The organism is Streptomyces gilvus, from assembly GCF_022513565.1.
In the GTDB taxonomy this organism is placed as follows: Bacteria; Actinomycetota; Actinomycetes; order Streptomycetales; family Streptomycetaceae; genus Streptomyces; species Streptomyces gilvus.
Genome location: NZ_JAKWBE010000020.1, coordinates 108,743 through 125,180 on the forward strand (window position 1 = coordinate 108,743; position 16,438 = coordinate 125,180).

Here is a 16,438-nt window from a genome sequence, read left to right on the forward strand (position 1 = left end):
CGTACAAGCACTCGCGGGAGCCCGGACGCACCGGGCTGAGAGGGAGGCTGGCGGCCTCCGACCGTACGAACCTGATCCGGGTCATGCCGGCGAAGGGAGGGGCTGGACGCCCATGCCGTCACGTACGTCAGACGTCCTCGTCGTCGGGGGCGGGATCATCGGCCTGGTCACGGCCTGGCGGGCCGCGCAGCGCGGGTTCGCGACCGCCCTGGTCGACCCGGAGCCGGGCGGCGGGGCCGCCCAGGTGGCCGCCGGGATGCTGGCCGCGGTCACCGAACTGCACTACGGCGAGCAGACCCTGCTCGGCCTCAACCTGGAGTCGGCACGCAGGTATCCGGACTTCGCGGCCGAGCTCGGCGAGCTCACCGGGGACGACCTCGGTTACCGCCGGTGCGGCACCCTCGCCGTCGCCCTGGACGCCGACGACCGCGCCCACCTGCGCGAACTGCACGCCCTGCAGCGGCAGTCGGGGCTGGAGTCCGAGTGGTTGTCGGGGCGCGAGTGCCGGCGCCTGGAGCCGATGCTCGCGCCGGGCGTGCGCGGGGGGCTCCGGGTCGACGGCGACCATCAGATCGACCCCCGCCGCCTGGCACGCGCGCTGGTGGCGGCGTGCGAGCACGCGGGCGTGGTCTTCCACCGCGCCTGGGCCGAGCGCCTGAGGGTCGCGGGCGAGCGGGCCGCCGGCGTCACCACGGCCGACGGCACCGAGCTGGGCGCGGGCCAGGTCGTGCTGGCCGCCGGCAGCCTCAGCGGACGGCTGCCGGGCGTCCCGGACGACGTGCTGCCTCCCGTACGGCCCGTGAAGGGCCAGGTGCTGCGGCTGACCGTGCCGAAGCGGTACGCGCCGTTCCTGAGCCGCACCGTGCGCGCCGTGGTGCGCGGCAGCAGCGTCTACCTGGTGCCGCGCGAGAACGGCGAGCTGGTCGTCGGCGCGACCAGCGAGGAGCTGGGCTGGGACACCACGGTCACCGCGGGCGGCGTGTACGAACTGCTGCGCGACGCCCACGAGCTGGTCCCCGGCATCACCGAACTGCCGCTGACGGAGACCCGCGCGGGATTGCGCCCCGGCTCCCCCGACAACGCGCCGCTGCTCGGCCCGACGCAGCTGCCGGGGCTGCTCCTGGCCACCGGCCACTACCGCAACGGCGTGTTGCTCACGCCGGTCACCGGCGACGCGATCGCGCACGTCCTGACCACCGGTGAACTTCCCGACGAGGCCCGTCCGTTCACCCCGAGGCGCTTTACGCGCGTGGAGCAGCCCGCATGAACGTCTCCGTGAACGGAGAGCCGCGCGAGTTCGCCCCCGGCACGGCTCTCGACACCGTCGTCAAGACCCTCACCCCGGCGCCCTCCGGTGTGGCCGCCGCCCTCAACGAAACCGTCGTCCCGCGCGCGCAGTGGCCGTCGACGTCCCTCTGCGAGGGGGACCGCGTCGAGGTCCTCAGCGCCGTCCAAGGAGGCTGACCCATGGCCGACGACCCTCTTGTCATCGGCGGTACGTCCTTCTCGTCCCGCCTGATCATGGGCACCGGCGGCGCTCCCAGCCTGGAGGTGCTGGAGCGGGCGCTGGTGGCGTCCGGCACGGAGCTGACGACGGTCGCGATGCGCCGGGTGGACCCCTCGGTGCACGGTTCGGTGCTGTCCGTCCTGGAGAGGCTCGGCATCCGCGTGCTGCCGAACACGGCGGGCTGCTTCACCGCCTCAGAGGCCGTGCTCACGGCCCGCCTCGCGCGCGAGGCCCTCGGCACCGACCTGGTCAAACTCGAGGTGATCGCCGACGAGCGCACCCTGCTGCCGGACCCGGTCGAGCTGCTGGACGCCGCCGAGACCCTCGTCGACGACGGCTTCACCGTGCTGCCGTACACCAATGACGACCCGGTGCTCGCCCGCCGCCTGGAGGACGTCGGCTGCGCGGCGGTCATGCCGCTCGGCTCCCCCATCGGCTCCGGGCTCGGCATCCGCAATCCGCACAACTTCCAGCTGATCGTCGAGCACGCGCGCGTACCGGTGATCCTGGACGCGGGCGCCGGTACGGCCTCGGACGCGGCGCTGGCGATGGAGCTGGGGTGCGCGGGCGTGATGCTCGCCTCGGCGGTGACGCGGGCGCAGGAGCCGCAGCTGATGGCCGAGGCGATGAAACACGCGGTGGAGGCGGGCCGGCTGGCGCGGCTCGCGGGGCGGATCCCGCGCCGGCACTTCGCGCAGGCGTCCTCCCCGGTGGAGGGGCTCGCCCGGCTGGATCCGGAGCGCCCCGCCTTCTGAACGGACGTTCGAACTGATCCGGACGCCGGTGCGAGGTCCGTCACAGCTCGGCTGCAGTAACGCCCCGATCGCACCCGAACCAGCGGCCCTGTCAGTCACGGCTCGTACACTCACCTGCGTGGATACGACCCTTCAGGACCCTCTGGTCGGGCAGGTGCTCGACGGGCGCTACCGCGTGGACGCGCGGATCGCGGTCGGCGGGATGGCCACGGTCTACCGGGCCCTGGACACCCGCCTGGACCGTGTGCTCGCGCTGAAGGTGATGCACCCCGCGCTCGCGGCCGACGGCTCCTTCGTCGAGCGGTTCATCCGGGAGGCGAAGTCGGTCGCCCGTCTGGCCCACCCGAACGTGGTGCAGGTCTTCGACCAGGGCACCGACGGGTCGTACGTCTATCTCGCCATGGAGTACGTCGCCGGGTGCACCCTGCGTGACGTGCTGCGCGAGCGCGGGGCGCTGCAGCCGCGCGCCGCCCTGGACATCCTGGAGCCGGTGCTGGCCGCGCTCGGCGCCGCGCACCGGGCCGGGTTCGTGCACCGGGACATGAAGCCGGAGAACGTGCTCATCGGGGACGACGGCCGGGTCAAGGTCGCCGACTTCGGGCTGGTGCGGTCCGTGGACACGGTCACCAACACCACCGGCACCGTCCTCGGCACCGTCTCCTACCTGGCGCCGGAGCAGATCGAGCACGGCACGGCCGAGCCGCGCGTCGACGTGTACGCGTGCGGTGTCGTGCTGTACGAGATGCTGACCGGCGACCGCCCGCACGACGGTGACTCCCCCGCCACGGTCCTCTACAAGCACCTCCACGAGGACGTCCCGCCCCCGTCGGCGGCCGTCCCGGGACTTCCGTACGAACTGGACGAGCTGGTCGCGGCGGCCACCGCGCGCACTGCCGAACTGCGTCCCTACGACGCGGTGGCCATGCTCGCGCTGGCCCGTGAGGCGCGTGCCCGGCTCGACGCCGGACAACTGGACGCGATGCCGCCGCGGGCGCTGGCGGCAGAGCACCGGGACATCTCCGAGGACCGTACGAGCGTCATCCCGCGCGCGCTGACGACACCGCACCCGATGCCCGCCGGCGGCGAGGGCGCGGGGCCCGAGCTGCACCGCACCAGCCGGCTGGAGAGCCCTCCGCCGCTGCCGCCCCGCCGGGGCGCGCGGAGCCGACGCGGGCCGCTGGCCATCGTCGTGGCCGTCCTGCTGATCCTCGGGGTCGGCACGGGCGTGTGGTACATCAACTCCGGCCAGTTCACGAAGGTCCCGCCGGTGCTGGCGAAGACCCGGGCGCAGGCGGAGCGGCAGCTGAGCCATGCCGGGCTGGGCCTGGGGAAGGTCAAGCACGCCTACAGCGACACGGTTAAGCGGGGCACGGTCATCACCTCGGACCCCGAGCCCGGCACCCGCATCCGGGACAACGGGGTCGTGTCCATCACCGTGTCGGACGGTCCGGAGACCGTGAAGGTGCCCGATCTCGCGGGCTACCGGCTGGACAAGGCACAGTCGCTGCTGAAGCGGGACGGGCTGGAGCCGGGCATGGTCGACCGGACGTTCAGCGACGACGTCCCCAAGGGTTTCGTGGTCTCGACGGATCCGGGCGGGGGCACGAAGCGGCACGCGGGCGCGGCGGTCGCGCTGACCGTCAGCAAGGGCAGCCCGGTCGACGTCCCGGACGTCACCGGCGAGAGCCTGGAGGACGCCCGGTCCGATCTGCAGGACGCGGGTCTGCAGGTCCAGGTCGCCGACCAGCAGGTCAACTCGGAGTTCGACAAGGGCCAGGTGGCCGCGCAGACACCGCAGGGCGACAGCCAGGCCGCCGACGGCGACACGGTGACGCTGACGCTGTCCAAGGGCCCGGAGATGGTCGAGGTCCCGGACGTCACGGGCGACAGCGTGGACGACGCGAAGAAGGCGCTCGAGGACAAGGGCTTCAAGGTCCAGGAGGACCGCGGCCTGCTCGGGCTGTTCGGCGACACGGTCAAGGACCAGTCGGTTCAGGGCGGCCGGACGGCGCCCAAGGGGTCGACGATCACCATCAAGATCCGGTGACGGAGCACGGGCACGCGCATGACACCCTGAACGGGTGAAGAGCCAGTCCCCCTTCCCCTCCCGCAACCCCGTCGGCGGCCATGTCCCGGTGGCCGGCGGGCTCCACTCCGTCGGCCTGACCTACGCGCACGATCTGAAGGCCGAGACCGTGCAGGTCTTCGTCGCCAACCCGCGAGGCTGGGCCACGCCCGCCGGCAACCCCCGGCAGGACGAGGAGTTCCGGGCGGTGTGCGCGGCCGAGTCGATCCCGGCGTACGTGCACGCGCCGTACCTGATCAACTTCGGTTCGCACACCGAGGCGACGGTGGAGAAGTCGGTGGAGTCGCTGCGGCACTCCCTGCGGCGGGGACGGGAGATCGGGGCGCTCGGCGTGGTCGTGCACACCGGCAGCGCGACCGGCGGGCGGGAGCGTGCCGTGGCCCTGAAGCAGGTGCGCGAGCACATGCTGCCGCTGCTGGACGAGCTGACGCACGACGACGACCCCTTCCTGCTGCTGGAGTCGACGGCCGGACAGGGCGCCTCGCTGTGCTCCCGCACCTGGGACTTCGGGCCGTACTTCGAGGCGCTGGACGCCCACCCGAAGCTCGGGGTCTGTCTGGACACCTGTCACATCTTCGCGGCAGGGCACGACCTGACCGGGCCGAGCGGGATGCACCAGACGCTCGACCTGCTGGTGGACACGGTGGGCGAGGGCCGTCTGAAGCTGATCCACGCCAACGACTCCAAGGACGTCGTCGGCGCGCACAAGGACCGCCACGAGAACATCGGCGCCGGTCACATCGGCGAGGACCCCTTCCGCGCCCTGATGACCCACCCCGCCACCGACGGCGTCCCGCTGGTCATCGAGACCCCCGGCGGCAAGGAGGGACACGCGGCGGACGTGGAGCGGCTGAAGAAACTCCGCGATTCCTGAAACCCTTGAGGAATACCCCCAGGGGGTATACGGTTCCTGCTCGGTGCAGGAACCGTTACCTGACGTTGGGGGCAGTCATGCAGCACGAGGCGCACGCACACCACCACGAGCCCGGAACGCACCACCCCGAGACGCACGCGCAGCACCAGGGCGAGACCCACGCGCACCACCAGCCGGCCGCCACCTGGGCCATGGCCGCGCAGGCCACCCTGCACTGCCTCACCGGCTGCGCCATCGGCGAGGTGCTGGGCATGGTCATCGGCACCGCGTTCGGCTGGGGCAATCTCCCGACGACGCTGCTGGCGATCGTCCTGGCCTTCTTCTTCGGCTACTCGCTCACCCTGCGCGGGGTACTGAGGGCCGGCCTCGGTCTCCGTGCCGCCATCCGGGTGGCACTGGCCGCGGACACCCTGTCGATCGCGGTAATGGAGCTGATCGACAACGGCGTGATCGTGCTGTGGCCGGACGCGATGGACGCCGAACTCGGGGATCTGCTGTTCTGGGGTTCGCTGGCGCTCTCGCTGGTGATCGCCTTCGTGGTGACCACGCCGGTCAACAAGTGGACGATCGGCCGCGGCAAGGGGCACGCGGTGGTTCACCAGTACCACTGAGGGGTACCGGGCCTCAGAGCTCGGGGCCCTCCCCGGGCTCCTCCTGGTAGGAGTAGCGCTGTTCCTTCCAGGGGTCGCCGATGTTGTGGTAGCCGCGCTCCTCCCAGAAGCCCCGGCGGTCGGCGGTCATGTACTCCACACCGCGCACCCACTTGGGGCCCTTCCAGGCGTAGAGATGGGGGACCACCAGGCGCAGCGGGAAGCCGTGTTCCGCGGTGAGGAGTTCGCCGTCCTTGTGGGTGGCGAAGAGGGTGCGGTCCGACGCGAAGTCCGCGAGGCGGAGGTTGGAGCTGAAGCCGTACTCCGCCCACACCATCACATGGGTGACGGCCGGCGCGGGCGGGGCCATTTCCAGGACCGTACGGGCCGGGATCCCGCCCCATTCGGCGCCGAGCATGCTGAACTTCGTGACGCAGTGCAGATCGGCGACGACGCTGGTGTACGGCAGCGCCGTGAACTCCTCGTGGGTCCAGCAGCGCTTCTCGCCGTCCGCGGTGGCGCCGAAGACCCGGAACTCCCAGCGCTCCGGGCGGAACTTGGGGACGGGGCCGTAATGCGTGACCGGCCAGCCGCGCTGCAGCCGCTGCCCCGGCGGAAGCTCGGGCTGACCTGCTGCTCCTGACTCGCGCGCGCCCGATTCACGCTCCACCGGCTGACCCATGCCTCCATCCTGACAGACCGCGAAGGGTGCGCCCGACCGGGCCCGCCCAAAAACGGGCAACTGCGACCAAGCATGTACTTACTCACTAAGTGAAGACTTACTGGACGATCATCGTTGCCGGTGCAATCATGCGGCCCAACCTGCCTGTTCCCCCGGTTGGAAGGAGCCTCTGCGATGCAGGGCGACCCCGAGGTCATCGAATTCCTCAACGAGCAGCTCACCGGCGAGCTGACCGCGATCAACCAATACTTCCTGCACGCGAAGATGCAGGAGAACTTCGGCTGGACGAAGCTCGCGAAGTACACCCGCCACGAGTCGTTCGACGAGATGAAGCACGCCGAAGTGCTCACCGACCGGATCCTCTTCCTGGAGGGACTCCCGAACTACCAGCGGCTCTTCCATGTGCGCGTGGGACAGACCGTCAAGGAGATGTTCGAGGCGGACCGGCAGATCGAGGTCGAGGCGATCGACCGGCTGCGGCGCGGCATCAAGGTGATGCGCGACAAGGGCGACATCACGTCCGCGAACATCTTCGAGTCGATCCTGGAGGACGAGGAGCACCACATCGACTATCTCGACACCCAGCTGGAACTGGTGGAGAAGCTCGGCGAGGCCCTTTACATCGCACAGCTGATCGAGCAGCCGGAGAGCTGAGCATGTGGTCGGCAGCTAGGCCGCTTCGTCGAGGACGTCGAGGTCCGCGACGGCCGTGAGCACCGGACGGCCCTGGTCCGCCGCCTCGCGCCGCGGACAGGCGCCACGGCCGAGGATCGCCTGGATACGGCGGACGCACGATCCGCAGTCCGTGCCGGCCTTGCAGGCGGAGGCTATCTGGCGGGGCGTACAGGCGCCGTCGTCCACGTGCTGCTTGACCTGTGCCTCGGTCACGCCGAAGCAGCTGCACACGTACACGCGGACTCACCTCCCACCACAAACGATTAGGTGAACCTAACCTTACCCGCCGTGGGAGTCCCCCAAAAGTGGGGTGGGGCGCGGATCGTATGTGATCCGCGCCCCACTTCATGTCCCGGTAACAGGTGCTCCCGTCACTGGTCCCTGTACATCTCGGCGACGAGGAACGCCAGGTCCAGCGACTGGCTGCGGTTGAGCCGGGGGTCGCAGGCCGTCTCGTAGCGCTGGTGCAGGTCGTCGACGAAGATCTCGTCGCCGCCGCCCACGCACTCGGTGACGTCGTCGCCGGTGAGCTCCACGTGGATGCCGCCCGGGTGGGTGCCGAGACCCTTGTGGACCTCGAAGAAGCCCTTGACCTCGTCCAGCACGTCGTCGAAGCGGCGGGTCTTGTGCCCGGAGGCCGCCTCGAAGGTGTTGCCGTGCATCGGGTCGGTCACCCAGGCCACGGTGGCACCGGAGGCGGTGACCTTCTCGACCAGCTCGGGCAGCTTGTCGCGGACCTTGTCGGCGCCCATGCGGACGATGAAGGTCAGCCGGCCGGGCTCACGGTCGGGGTCGAGACGCTCGATGTACTGCAGCGCGTCCTCGGCCGTCGTCGTCGGGCCGAGCTTGATGCCGATCGGGTTGCGGATCCGAGAGGCGAACTCGATGTGCGCGTGGTCCAGCTGCCGGGTGCGCTCGCCGATCCACACCATGTGCGCGGAGACGTCGTACAGGTGTCCGGTGCGGGAGTCGACGCGGGTGAGCGCCGACTCGTAGTCCAGCAGCAGCGCCTCGTGCGAGGAGTAGAACTCGACCGTCTTGAACTCCTCCGGGTCGGTGCCGCAGGCCCGCATGAAGTTCAGCGCGTTGTCGATCTCCCGGGCGAGCTGCTCGTAGCGCTGGCCGGAGGGGGACGACTTCACGAAGTCCTGGTTCCAGGCGTGCACCTGGCGCAGGTCGGCGTAGCCGCCGGTGGTGAAGGCGCGCACCAGGTTCAGCGTCGAGGCCGACGCGTGGTACATCCGCTTCAGCCGCTCCGGGTCCGGGACGCGGGCGGCCTCGGTGAAGTCGAAGCCGTTGACGGAGTCGCCGCGGTAGGTCGGCAGCGTCACGCCGTCGCGGGTCTCGGTGGGCTTGGAGCGCGGCTTGGAGTACTGGCCGGCGATCCGGCCGACCTTCACGACCGGCACCGAGGCGGCGTACGTCAGCACGGCACCCATCTGCAACAGCGTCTTCAGCTTGTTGCGGATGTGGTCGGCGGACACCGCGTCGAAGGCCTCGGCGCAGTCGCCGCCCTGGAGGAGGAACGCCTCTCCCTTGGCGACGGCCGCCATCCGGGCGCGCAGCTGGTCGCACTCGCCCGCGAAGACGAGCGGCGGATACGACTCGAGGTCCGCAACGGCTGCGCGCAGAGCCTCAAGGTCGGGGTACTCGGGCTGCTGCGCCGCGGGCAGATCTCGCCAGGTGTTGCCAGCACTCGCGCTGGACTTAGCGTTCACGGTCACGACCTCAACATTACGGGGTCGTGTCATGGCTCCCGTGCCATGCCCAGCAAATGAGACACGGGGTACAAGGAGCGGACATGGGGTAGGGTGCGTCGCATGTTCGCGCTTTCGACCCAGAACTGGTGGTGGACCGCTCATCCGGCGGCCCACTGACTGCGCGTACGCAAGACTTCGCGAAGGCCGCCCGAGGGGCGGCCTTCGGTGTTTCCGGGGTCCGTTCCTCCCAGCGATTCCCAGTGAATCCTCCAGCGAGAAGGAACCGGACCCATGCAGCTGCTCGACCTGCTCGACGACCCCCGCCCCTTCGCCCTGCTGCGCCGCCGCACGCCGGGCCACGACGAGAACACCGTGGAGCTGCTGCTCGGCCCGGTCACGTCGTACGACCGCCTCGCCGACCTTCCCGGCGAGGGGCTCGCGCTGGTCCCCTTCCGCCAGATCCGCGAGCGGGGCTTCGACGTGCGTGACGACGGGACGCCGCTCGCGGTGCTGACGCCCGAGGAGACGCACACCCTGCCGCTGCGGGACGCGCTGGCGCAGCTCCCCGCCCACGACGTCCGTGTCGAGCGCGGCGGGTTCGACGTCGGCGACGCGGAGTACGGCGAGATCGTCGGGCGGGTGCTGCGGGAGGAGATCGGGCGGGGCGAGGGCGCCAACTTCGTGATCCGGCGGACGTACGAGGGGGAGATCCCGGGGTTCTCCCGCGCCGACGCGCTCGCGCTGTTCCGCCGGCTGCTGGAGGGCGAGCGGGGCGCTTACTGGACGTTCGTGGTGCACACCGGGGACCGCACGCTGGTCGGCGCCAGCCCGGAGGTGCATGTGCGGATGACCGGCGGCACGGTCGTCATGAACCCGATCAGCGGGACCTACCGCTATCCCGCCGAGGGCCCGACGCCGGAGCATCTGCTGTCCTTCCTCGCCGACGGCAAGGAGATCGAGGAGCTGTCGATGGTCGTCGACGAGGAGCTCAAGATGATGTGCACGGTCGGCGACATGGGCGGGGTGGTGATCGGCCCGCGGCTGAAGGAGATGGCCCATCTCGCGCACACGGAGTACGAGTTGCGCGGGAAGTCCTCGCTGGACGTGCGCGAGGTGCTCAAGGAGACCATGTTCGCGGCCACCGTCACCGGCTCCCCCGTGCAGAACGCCTGCCGGGTCATCGAGCGCCACGAGGTCGGCGGGCGCGGCTACTACGCGGGCGCGCTCGCGCTGCTCGGCCACGACTCCGGCGGCGCCCAGACCCTCGACTCCCCCATCCTGATCCGCACCGCCGACATCGACGCGGCCGGCCGTCTGCGCGTGCCGGTCGGCGCCACCCTGGTCCGCGGCTCCGACCCGGCGAGCGAGGTCGCCGAGACCCACGCCAAGGCGGCCGGGGTGCTGGCGGCTCTGGGCGTACGTCCGTCACGGCCGCGCGGCACGCACGCGCGCGTACGTCTCGCCGACGACCCACGCGTGCGTGCCGCGCTCGACGGCCGCCGGGCCTCGCTCGCCCCCTTCTGGCTGCGGATGCAGGAGCGGGCCGAGGAGTTGACCGGTCATGCCCTGGTCGTCGACGGCGAGGACACCTTCACGGCGATGCTCGCGCACGTACTGCGCTCGGGCGGGCTGGAGGTCACCGTCCGGCGCTACGACGAGCCGGGCCTGCGGGCAGCCGTTCTCGCGCACGAGGGACCGGTCGTGCTGGGCCCGGGGCCCGGTGACCCCGCCGACCTGGCGGACCCCAAGATGCGCTTCCTGCGGGAGCTGACCGCCGAGGTGATCCGGGGCCACCGGCACGGCGTCCTCGGCGTCTGCCTCGGGCACGAGCTGATCGCGGCCGAGCTGGGGCTGGAGATCGTACGGAAGGAAGTGCCCTACCAGGGCGCGCAGACCACGATCGATCTGTTCGGGCGGGAGGAGACCGTCGGCTTCTACAACAGCTTCGTGGCGCGCTGCGACGACGAGGTGGCGGAGGAACTGGCCGCGCACGGCGTCGAGGTGAGCCGGGCCGGCAACGGCGAGGTGCACGCCGTGCGCGGCCCGGGTTTCGCGGGGGTGCAGTTCCACCCGGAGTCGGTCCTGACGCTGAACGGGGCGGTGCTCGTACGGGACCTCGTCGGCCGGCTGCGCGGCACGAGCACGTTGTCCTGACCCGGCGGACGTCGGCCGAATCAGCCGAAGAAGACGCCGACCTCCTCGTACAGCGTCGGGTCCACGGTCTTGAGTTTGGCCGTGGCCTCCCCGATCGGGACGCGGACGATGTCCGTGCCGCGCAGGGCGACCATCTTGCCGAAGTCGCCGTCGCGGACGGCCTCGATGGCGTGCAGGCCGAAGCGGGTGGCGAGCCAGCGGTCGAAGGCGCTCGGGGTGCCGCCGCGCTGGATGTGCCCGAGCACGGTGGTGCGGGCCTCCTTGCCGGTGCGCTTCTCGATCTCCTTGGCCAGCCACTCGCCGACGCCGGACAGGCGCACATGCCCGAAGGAGTCCAGCGACTGGTCCTTGAGGACCATGTCGCCGTCCTTGGGCATGGCGCCCTCGGCGACGACCACGATCGGGGCGTACGAGGCCTTGAAACGGGAGGTGATCCAGGCGCACACCTGGTCCAGGTCGAAGCGCTGCTCCGGGATGAGGATGACGTTGGCGCCGCCCGCGAGACCGGAGTGCAGGGCGATCCAGCCGGCGTGACGGCCCATCACCTCGCAGACCAGGACCCGCATATGGGACTCGGCGGTGGTGTGCAGGCGGTCGATGGCCTCGGTGGCGATGCCGACGGCGGTGTCGAAGCCGAAGGTGTAGTCGGTGGCGGACAGGTCGTTGTCGATGGTCTTCGGCACGCCGACGACCGGGACGCCGTACTCGTCGGTGAGGCGGGCGGCGACGCCGAGGGTGTCCTCGCCGCCGATCGCGATGAGCGCGTCGACCTCCAGCTTGGCGAGGTTCTCCTTGATGCGCCGGATGCCGTTGTCCTGCTTGAGGGGATTGGTGCGCGAGGAGCCGAGGATGGTGCCGCCGCGGGGCAGGATGCCGCGCACGGCGGGGATGTCGAGGCGGACGGTGTCGCCCTCCAGAGGTCCTCGCCAGCCGTCCCGGAAGCCGACGAAGTCGTAGCCGTACTCCTGCACGCCCTTGCGGACGACGCCCCGGATGACGGCGTTGAGCCCGGGGCAGTCGCCGCCTCCGGTCAGTACTCCGACCCGCATGGAAATGTCCCTTCGCCGCGGTTGCCTGGTGACAGCCACGCTAATGGTGATCCACGTCACAGAGGGATGGGCGGGACCGGCAATTCCGGTGAATCAGCGGGCGGTTGGTTTACTCGTCGTCAAGTCCGCGCTCTATGGCGTACCGGACGAGTTCCACCCGGTTGTGCAGCTGGAGCTTGCCGAGGGTGTTCTGGACGTGGTTCTGGACCGTGCGGTGGGAGATGACCAGGCGTTCGGCGATCTGCTTGTAGCTCAGGCCCTTGGCGACCAGGCGCAGCACCTCGGTCTCCCGGTCGGTGAGTTGCGGCGCACCCGGCTCGTCGGTGCCGGGGGCGGGCGCCGGTTCGGAGGCGAGGCGCCGGTACTCGCCGAGGACCAGTCCGGCCAGGCCCGGCGTGAACACCGGGTCGCCGACGGCGGTACGGCGCACCGCGTCCAGCAGTTCCTCCGTGGACGCCGACTTCAGCAGATAGCCGGTCGCTCCGGACTTCACGGCCTCCAGGACGTCGGCGTGCTCGCCGCTCGCGGACAGCACGAGGACCCGCAACGCCGGGTTGTGGCCGACGAGTTCCTTGCAGACCTGGACACCGGGCTTGGCGGGCAGGTTGAGGTCCAGGACGAGGACGTCGGGACCGGCGGCCTTGGCGCGGCGCACGGCCTGGTCGCCGTCCCCTGCGGTGGCGACGACGTCGAAGCCGGACTCGGTCAGGTCGCGGGCGACGGCGTCGCGCCACATGGGGTGGTCGTCGACCACCATGACCTTGATCGGGCCCTGCCGCTCACTCATCACCGCTCCGCCTTCACGCTCTTGGGTACCTTCAGTTCGACCTCCGTGCCCTGCCCGGGCACCGAGATCAGCTCGGCGCTGCCGCCGAGGTCGCGCAGTCGGCCGCGGATCGACAGGGCGACCCCGAGCCGCCCCTCCCCCTCGGCCTGGGCGAGCCGCCCCTCGGGGATGCCGGGACCGTCGTCCCGTACGGTCACCACGATCTCGCCGGGTTCGTCCTCGACGAGGATCCACGCGCGCGCGTCCTCGCCCGCGTGCCGGCGGACGTTGTCCAGGCAGGCGCCGACGGCCGCGGCCAGTTCCCGCGCGGCGGCCGGCGGCAGCGGCACCGGCGCGCCGGGCTCGGCGAAGCTGACCCTGGCGGCCGCGTACGGCGCGAGGAGGGTCCGCAGATCGACGAGGCCGTCCTCGTCGGGTTCGTCCACGGCGCGTACGACCGCGCCCTCGGCCGCGCCCTCGGAGACCCGGGAGACCGGGAGCAGCCCGCCGGAGACCAGGGTGCGCAGGGCGACCTCCTGCTCGCCCGCCATCCGGCCCAGTTCCGCCGCCTCACCGCCGATGACCAGGCCCCGGCGCTGCACCATGGCCAGCACCTGCAGGACCCCGTCGTGGATGTCCCGGGCGAGCCGCTCCCGCTCCCTCGTCGCTGCCTCGATCTCCAGGGCGCGGGCGAGGGTGCGCTCGGAGGCGCGGGCCACCTCGACGACGTAACCGATGGCGATGGAGGCGACCCAGACCAGGATGACGTTGTGGACGGTGTCGCGGGCCGGGGCGCCGCGCTCGATGAGGTTGGCGACGGCGACCGGGGTGGAGGCGAAGGCGGCCCAGCGCCAGCCGCCCTTGATGGCGTAGGCGAGAACCGATCCGGCGGTCCATATCGACGGCAGGGTGGGACCGCCGCTGTGGATGTGCGCGTCGTCGGCGGCCAGCGGGGTCAGCAGGATGCCGGTGAGGGCGACGGCGAGGTCGACGGCGAGGAAGCGCTTGGTGCAGGCGGCCGCGTTCTGCACGCGGGGCAGGGTGGCGAGGGTCCAGACGAACAGGACGCAGTAGTAGACGATGGCGATGCCGGGACGGTCGTACTCGTCGTAGGCGGTGGCGAACAGACCGACCGCGTACAGCATGGTGAGCACCCGGTACGCGCTGAGCGCCCGCCACAGGGGCTGCTCCACGGACATCTTCAGCACGCGTTGCCTTTGGACTCGTCCGCCACCGGGCGCCGCAGCCGGTGCGCGCCCTGCGGCTCCCTCGCGCTCACGCTTGGCCAACTCCCCCACCCCCACAGCCAGGAGCCTATGCCCCGGACTTGTCCTTCTTGGCCTGTTCCTTGGCCTGTTCCTTCTCGGCCTTCGCCGCCTCCGCTATCTGCCGCTTGGCGGCGGTGGCGTATATGTCGACGTACTCCTGGCCGGAGAGCTTCATGATCTCGTACATGACCTCGTCGGTCACCGCCCGCAGCACGAAACGGTCGTGCTCCATGCCCTGGTAGCGGCTGAAGTCGAGGGCCCTGCCGATGCGGATGCCGGGACGCATGATCTTGGGCATGACCTTGCCCGGCGGCTGGATCTTCTCCGTGTCGATCATCGCGACCGGGACGACCGGGGCGCCGGAGGCGAGCGCCACGCGCGCGAGGCCGCCGGGCTTGCCCCGGTAGAGGCGGCCGTCGGGCGAGCGCGTGCCCTCCGGGTAGATCCCGAACAGCTCACCGCGCTCCAGCACTTCCAGGCCGCTCCTGATGGCGGCCTCGCCCGCGCCGCGCGCGCCGGAGCGGTCCACCGGGAGCTGGCCGACGCCCTTGAAGAAGGCGGCCGTCAGACGGCCCTTCACACCGGGCGTGGTGAAGTACTCGGCCTTCGCGATGAAGGTCACCTTGCGGTCGAGGACCGCGGGCAGGAAGAACGAGTCCGAGAAGGACAGGTGGTTGCTCGCCAGGATCGCCGCCCCCTCGGCGGGCACGTTCTCCAGGCCCTCCACCCAGGGCCTGAAGGTGACCTTCAGCGGTCCCCCGATAGCGACCTTCATCGCGCCGTACAACAACCGAGTGCCTCCTGTTTGTCGTCGATCAGACCTTAACCCGCCCCGCGCGCAAAGGAGCCGACGGCCCTGGTCGGTGTCAGTGCCGTCGCGTACGGTGAAGCACATCTGGACTTCACGTCACTCTCATGAACCGTCCCTCTCATGAACAGGAGACCGATGGTGCCGGTCCTTCCTGGAGCCGAGCCGTTCCGCCACGAGGGCGGGGAGGTCGGCGTCCTGCTCTGCCACGGGTTCACGGGCTCGCCCCAGTCGCTGCGCCCGTGGGCGGAGCATCTCGCCGAGCACGGCCTCACGGTGTCGCTGCCGCTGCTGCCCGGGCACGGCACCCGCTGGGAGGACATGCAGCTCACCGGCTGGCAGGACTGGTACGCGGAGGTGGACCGCGAGCTGCGCGCCCTGGGCGAGCGCTGCGAGCGGGTCTTCGTGGCCGGTCTGTCCATGGGCGGCGCCCTGGCGCTGCGGCTGGCGGCCCGGCACGGTGACGCGGTCAGCGGCGTCGTGGTCGTCAACCCGGCGAACAAGGTGCACGGCCTGTCCGCGTACGCCCTTCCGGTGGCCCGTCATCTCGTCCGTACGACGAAGGGGATCGCCAGCGACATCGCCCTGCCGGGCAGCGCCGAGCTGGGCTACGACCGGGTGCCGCTGCACGCGGCGCACTCCCTGAGGAACTTCTTCCGGCTGGTCGACCGCGAGCTGCCGCAGGTCACCCAGCCGCTGTTGCTGCTGCGCAGCCCGCAGGACCATGTGGTGCCGCCGGCCGACTCCGCGCGCGTGCTGAGCCGGGTCTCCTCGCGGGACGTCACCGAGATCCTGCTGGAACAGAGCTACCACGTCGCGACGTTGGACCATGACGCGGACCGGATCTTCGAGGAGAGCCTCGCGTTCATCGGCCGGCTCGCACCCAGTGTCGGCAAGGAAGGGACGGCCGCTGGTGGCTGAGCACGACTCGGATCGCGAGGACCGCGAGCCGGAGGAGCAGGGCGTCCCGTTCGACGAGGACGCCGCGTGGGCCGCGATCGTCGCGGGTTACGGCGAGGAACCGCCGGACCCGCCGGGCACGAAGCCGTTCAAGTCGGTCGAGGACCTGGCCCTGCTGGAGCCGGAGACCAACGACGAGAAGCCGGCCGACGACCGGGAGAACAGGTCGGACAAGGGGGACGAGGAGGAGAAGCAGAGCAGACCCTCGGGTCCGCTGGGCAGCTCCATCTCCTTCGCGCCCGGCGTCGGACCGCGCGACTACACGGCCCGGGAGCCGTCCGAGGACGACTTCGACGAGGACGACGAGGGGCACTTCGTCCCGCCGGAGCCGCCGCCGCTGCCCGACGCCGACGTGACCGCCAAGTTCGCCTGGCTGGGCGTCATCGGCGGCCCCGTGCTGATCCTGCTGGCCGTGCTGTTCGGCTGGGACATGACCTGGTGGCTCACCACCCTCGGCATCGGCGGCTTCCTGGGCGGCTTCGCCACACTGGTGATGCGCATGCGCACGGACGACGACGAGCCCGAGGACCCGGGCCGCGGCGCGGTGGTCTGACGCCCCCACCC

Annotated in this window: 18 protein-coding genes and 1 riboswitch; of the genes, 11 read left to right on the plus strand and 7 right to left on the minus strand. The window is 71.0% G+C overall.

The window, feature by feature from the left end; all coding sequences use genetic code 11:
• The first annotated feature begins 3 nt into the window (after positions 1-3).
• Positions 4-115, plus strand: a riboswitch (TPP riboswitch).
• The 6 genes from thiO (at position 113) to MKW14_RS27425 (ending at position 5,833) form a co-directional block, all read left to right on the plus strand.
• Complete coding sequence (gene thiO, locus MKW14_RS27400) at positions 113-1,267, plus strand: glycine oxidase ThiO (protein ID WP_240866538.1); 1,155 nt, start codon at positions 113-115, stop codon at positions 1,265-1,267. Its footprint overlaps the riboswitch before it by 3 nt.
• The gene (gene thiS / locus MKW14_RS27405; RefSeq protein WP_240866542.1) at positions 1,264-1,464 is read left to right on the plus strand and encodes a sulfur carrier protein ThiS; all 201 of its coding nucleotides are present in this window, start codon (positions 1,264-1,266) and stop codon (positions 1,462-1,464) included. Before thiO ends, thiS begins: the two co-directional genes overlap by 4 nt.
• Before the next feature lie 3 nt (positions 1,465-1,467).
• Positions 1,468-2,262 (plus strand): thiazole synthase, encoded by a 795-nt coding sequence (locus MKW14_RS27410; protein ID WP_240866547.1) that lies wholly within the window; start codon positions 1,468-1,470, stop codon positions 2,260-2,262.
• 118 nt (positions 2,263-2,380) lie between these two features.
• Positions 2,381-4,309 (plus strand): Stk1 family PASTA domain-containing Ser/Thr kinase, encoded by a 1,929-nt coding sequence (gene pknB / locus MKW14_RS27415; protein WP_240866550.1) that lies wholly within the window; start codon positions 2,381-2,383, stop codon positions 4,307-4,309.
• Positions 4,310-4,343: 34 nt separating this feature from the next.
• On the plus strand, positions 4,344-5,222 hold the full coding sequence (locus MKW14_RS27420) for a deoxyribonuclease IV (RefSeq protein WP_240866554.1): 879 nt from the start codon (positions 4,344-4,346) through the stop codon (positions 5,220-5,222).
• Positions 5,223-5,299: 77 nt separating this feature from the next.
• The gene (locus MKW14_RS27425; protein WP_374116602.1) at positions 5,300-5,833 is read left to right on the plus strand and encodes a DUF4396 domain-containing protein; all 534 of its coding nucleotides are present in this window, start codon (positions 5,300-5,302) and stop codon (positions 5,831-5,833) included.
• Between the two features lie 13 nt (positions 5,834-5,846).
• Here the strand turns inward: MKW14_RS27425 and MKW14_RS27430 are convergent, their stop codons facing one another.
• Positions 5,847-6,494, minus strand: coding sequence for a sulfite oxidase-like oxidoreductase (locus tag MKW14_RS27430; protein ID WP_240866556.1), 648 nt, complete (start codon positions 6,492-6,494; stop codon positions 5,847-5,849).
• Between the two features lie 174 nt (positions 6,495-6,668).
• On the opposite strand from MKW14_RS27430, the gene bfr reads away from it, so the two are divergent.
• On the plus strand, positions 6,669-7,148 hold the full coding sequence (gene bfr, locus MKW14_RS27435) for a bacterioferritin (protein WP_133042876.1): 480 nt from the start codon (positions 6,669-6,671) through the stop codon (positions 7,146-7,148).
• A gap of 15 nt (positions 7,149-7,163) precedes the next feature.
• Here bfr and MKW14_RS27440 read toward each other — a convergent pair whose 3' ends face one another.
• Together MKW14_RS27440 and MKW14_RS27445 are read right to left on the minus strand one after the other, a co-directional pair.
• Positions 7,164-7,406: a (2Fe-2S)-binding protein gene (locus MKW14_RS27440; RefSeq protein ID WP_240866558.1), complete on the minus strand. Its 243-nt coding sequence runs from the start codon at positions 7,404-7,406 to the stop codon at positions 7,164-7,166.
• 134 nt (positions 7,407-7,540) lie between these two features.
• Positions 7,541-8,893, minus strand: coding sequence for a class II 3-deoxy-7-phosphoheptulonate synthase (locus MKW14_RS27445; RefSeq protein ID WP_240866561.1), 1,353 nt, complete (start codon positions 8,891-8,893; stop codon positions 7,541-7,543).
• A 96-nt stretch (positions 8,894-8,989) separates the two neighbouring features.
• On the opposite strand from MKW14_RS27445, the gene MKW14_RS41600 reads away from it, so the two are divergent.
• Both MKW14_RS41600 and MKW14_RS27450 read left to right on the plus strand, forming a co-directional pair.
• On the plus strand, positions 8,990-9,046 hold the full coding sequence (locus tag MKW14_RS41600) for a trp operon leader peptide (RefSeq protein WP_078912442.1): 57 nt from the start codon (positions 8,990-8,992) through the stop codon (positions 9,044-9,046).
• A 114-nt stretch (positions 9,047-9,160) separates the two neighbouring features.
• A complete protein-coding gene (locus MKW14_RS27450; protein ID WP_240866563.1) occupies positions 9,161-11,023 on the plus strand; it encodes an anthranilate synthase family protein in 1,863 nt (620 codons plus the stop codon).
• Between the two features lie 20 nt (positions 11,024-11,043).
• On the opposite strand, the gene MKW14_RS27455 is transcribed toward MKW14_RS27450, so the two are convergent.
• The 4 genes from MKW14_RS27455 to MKW14_RS27470 form a co-directional block, all read right to left on the minus strand.
• Positions 11,044-12,072, minus strand: a complete 1,029-nt coding sequence (locus tag MKW14_RS27455) for a 6-phosphofructokinase (RefSeq protein ID WP_240866565.1) — start codon at positions 12,070-12,072, stop codon at positions 11,044-11,046.
• A gap of 109 nt (positions 12,073-12,181) precedes the next feature.
• Entirely contained in the window at positions 12,182-12,859 is a 678-nt protein-coding gene (locus tag MKW14_RS27460) for a response regulator (protein ID WP_240866568.1), read from the minus strand.
• Complete coding sequence (gene macS / locus MKW14_RS27465; RefSeq protein ID WP_502628182.1) at positions 12,859-14,046, minus strand: MacS family sensor histidine kinase; 1,188 nt, start codon at positions 14,044-14,046, stop codon at positions 12,859-12,861. Before macS ends, MKW14_RS27460 begins: the two co-directional genes overlap by 1 nt.
• A 106-nt stretch (positions 14,047-14,152) precedes the next feature.
• On the minus strand, positions 14,153-14,881 hold the full coding sequence (locus MKW14_RS27470; RefSeq protein WP_240866570.1) for a lysophospholipid acyltransferase family protein: 729 nt from the start codon (positions 14,879-14,881) through the stop codon (positions 14,153-14,155).
• 174 nt (positions 14,882-15,055) lie between these two features.
• Here MKW14_RS27470 and MKW14_RS27475 point away from each other — a divergent pair, with 174 nt between their 5' ends.
• Complete coding sequence (locus MKW14_RS27475) at positions 15,056-15,835, plus strand: alpha/beta hydrolase (RefSeq protein ID WP_240866636.1); 780 nt, start codon at positions 15,056-15,058, stop codon at positions 15,833-15,835.
• Positions 15,828-16,427, plus strand: coding sequence for a hypothetical protein (locus tag MKW14_RS27480; protein ID WP_240866572.1), 600 nt, complete (start codon positions 15,828-15,830; stop codon positions 16,425-16,427). The genes MKW14_RS27475 and MKW14_RS27480 overlap by 8 nt, the downstream gene beginning before the upstream one ends.
• Positions 16,428-16,438: the final 11 nt, after the last annotated feature.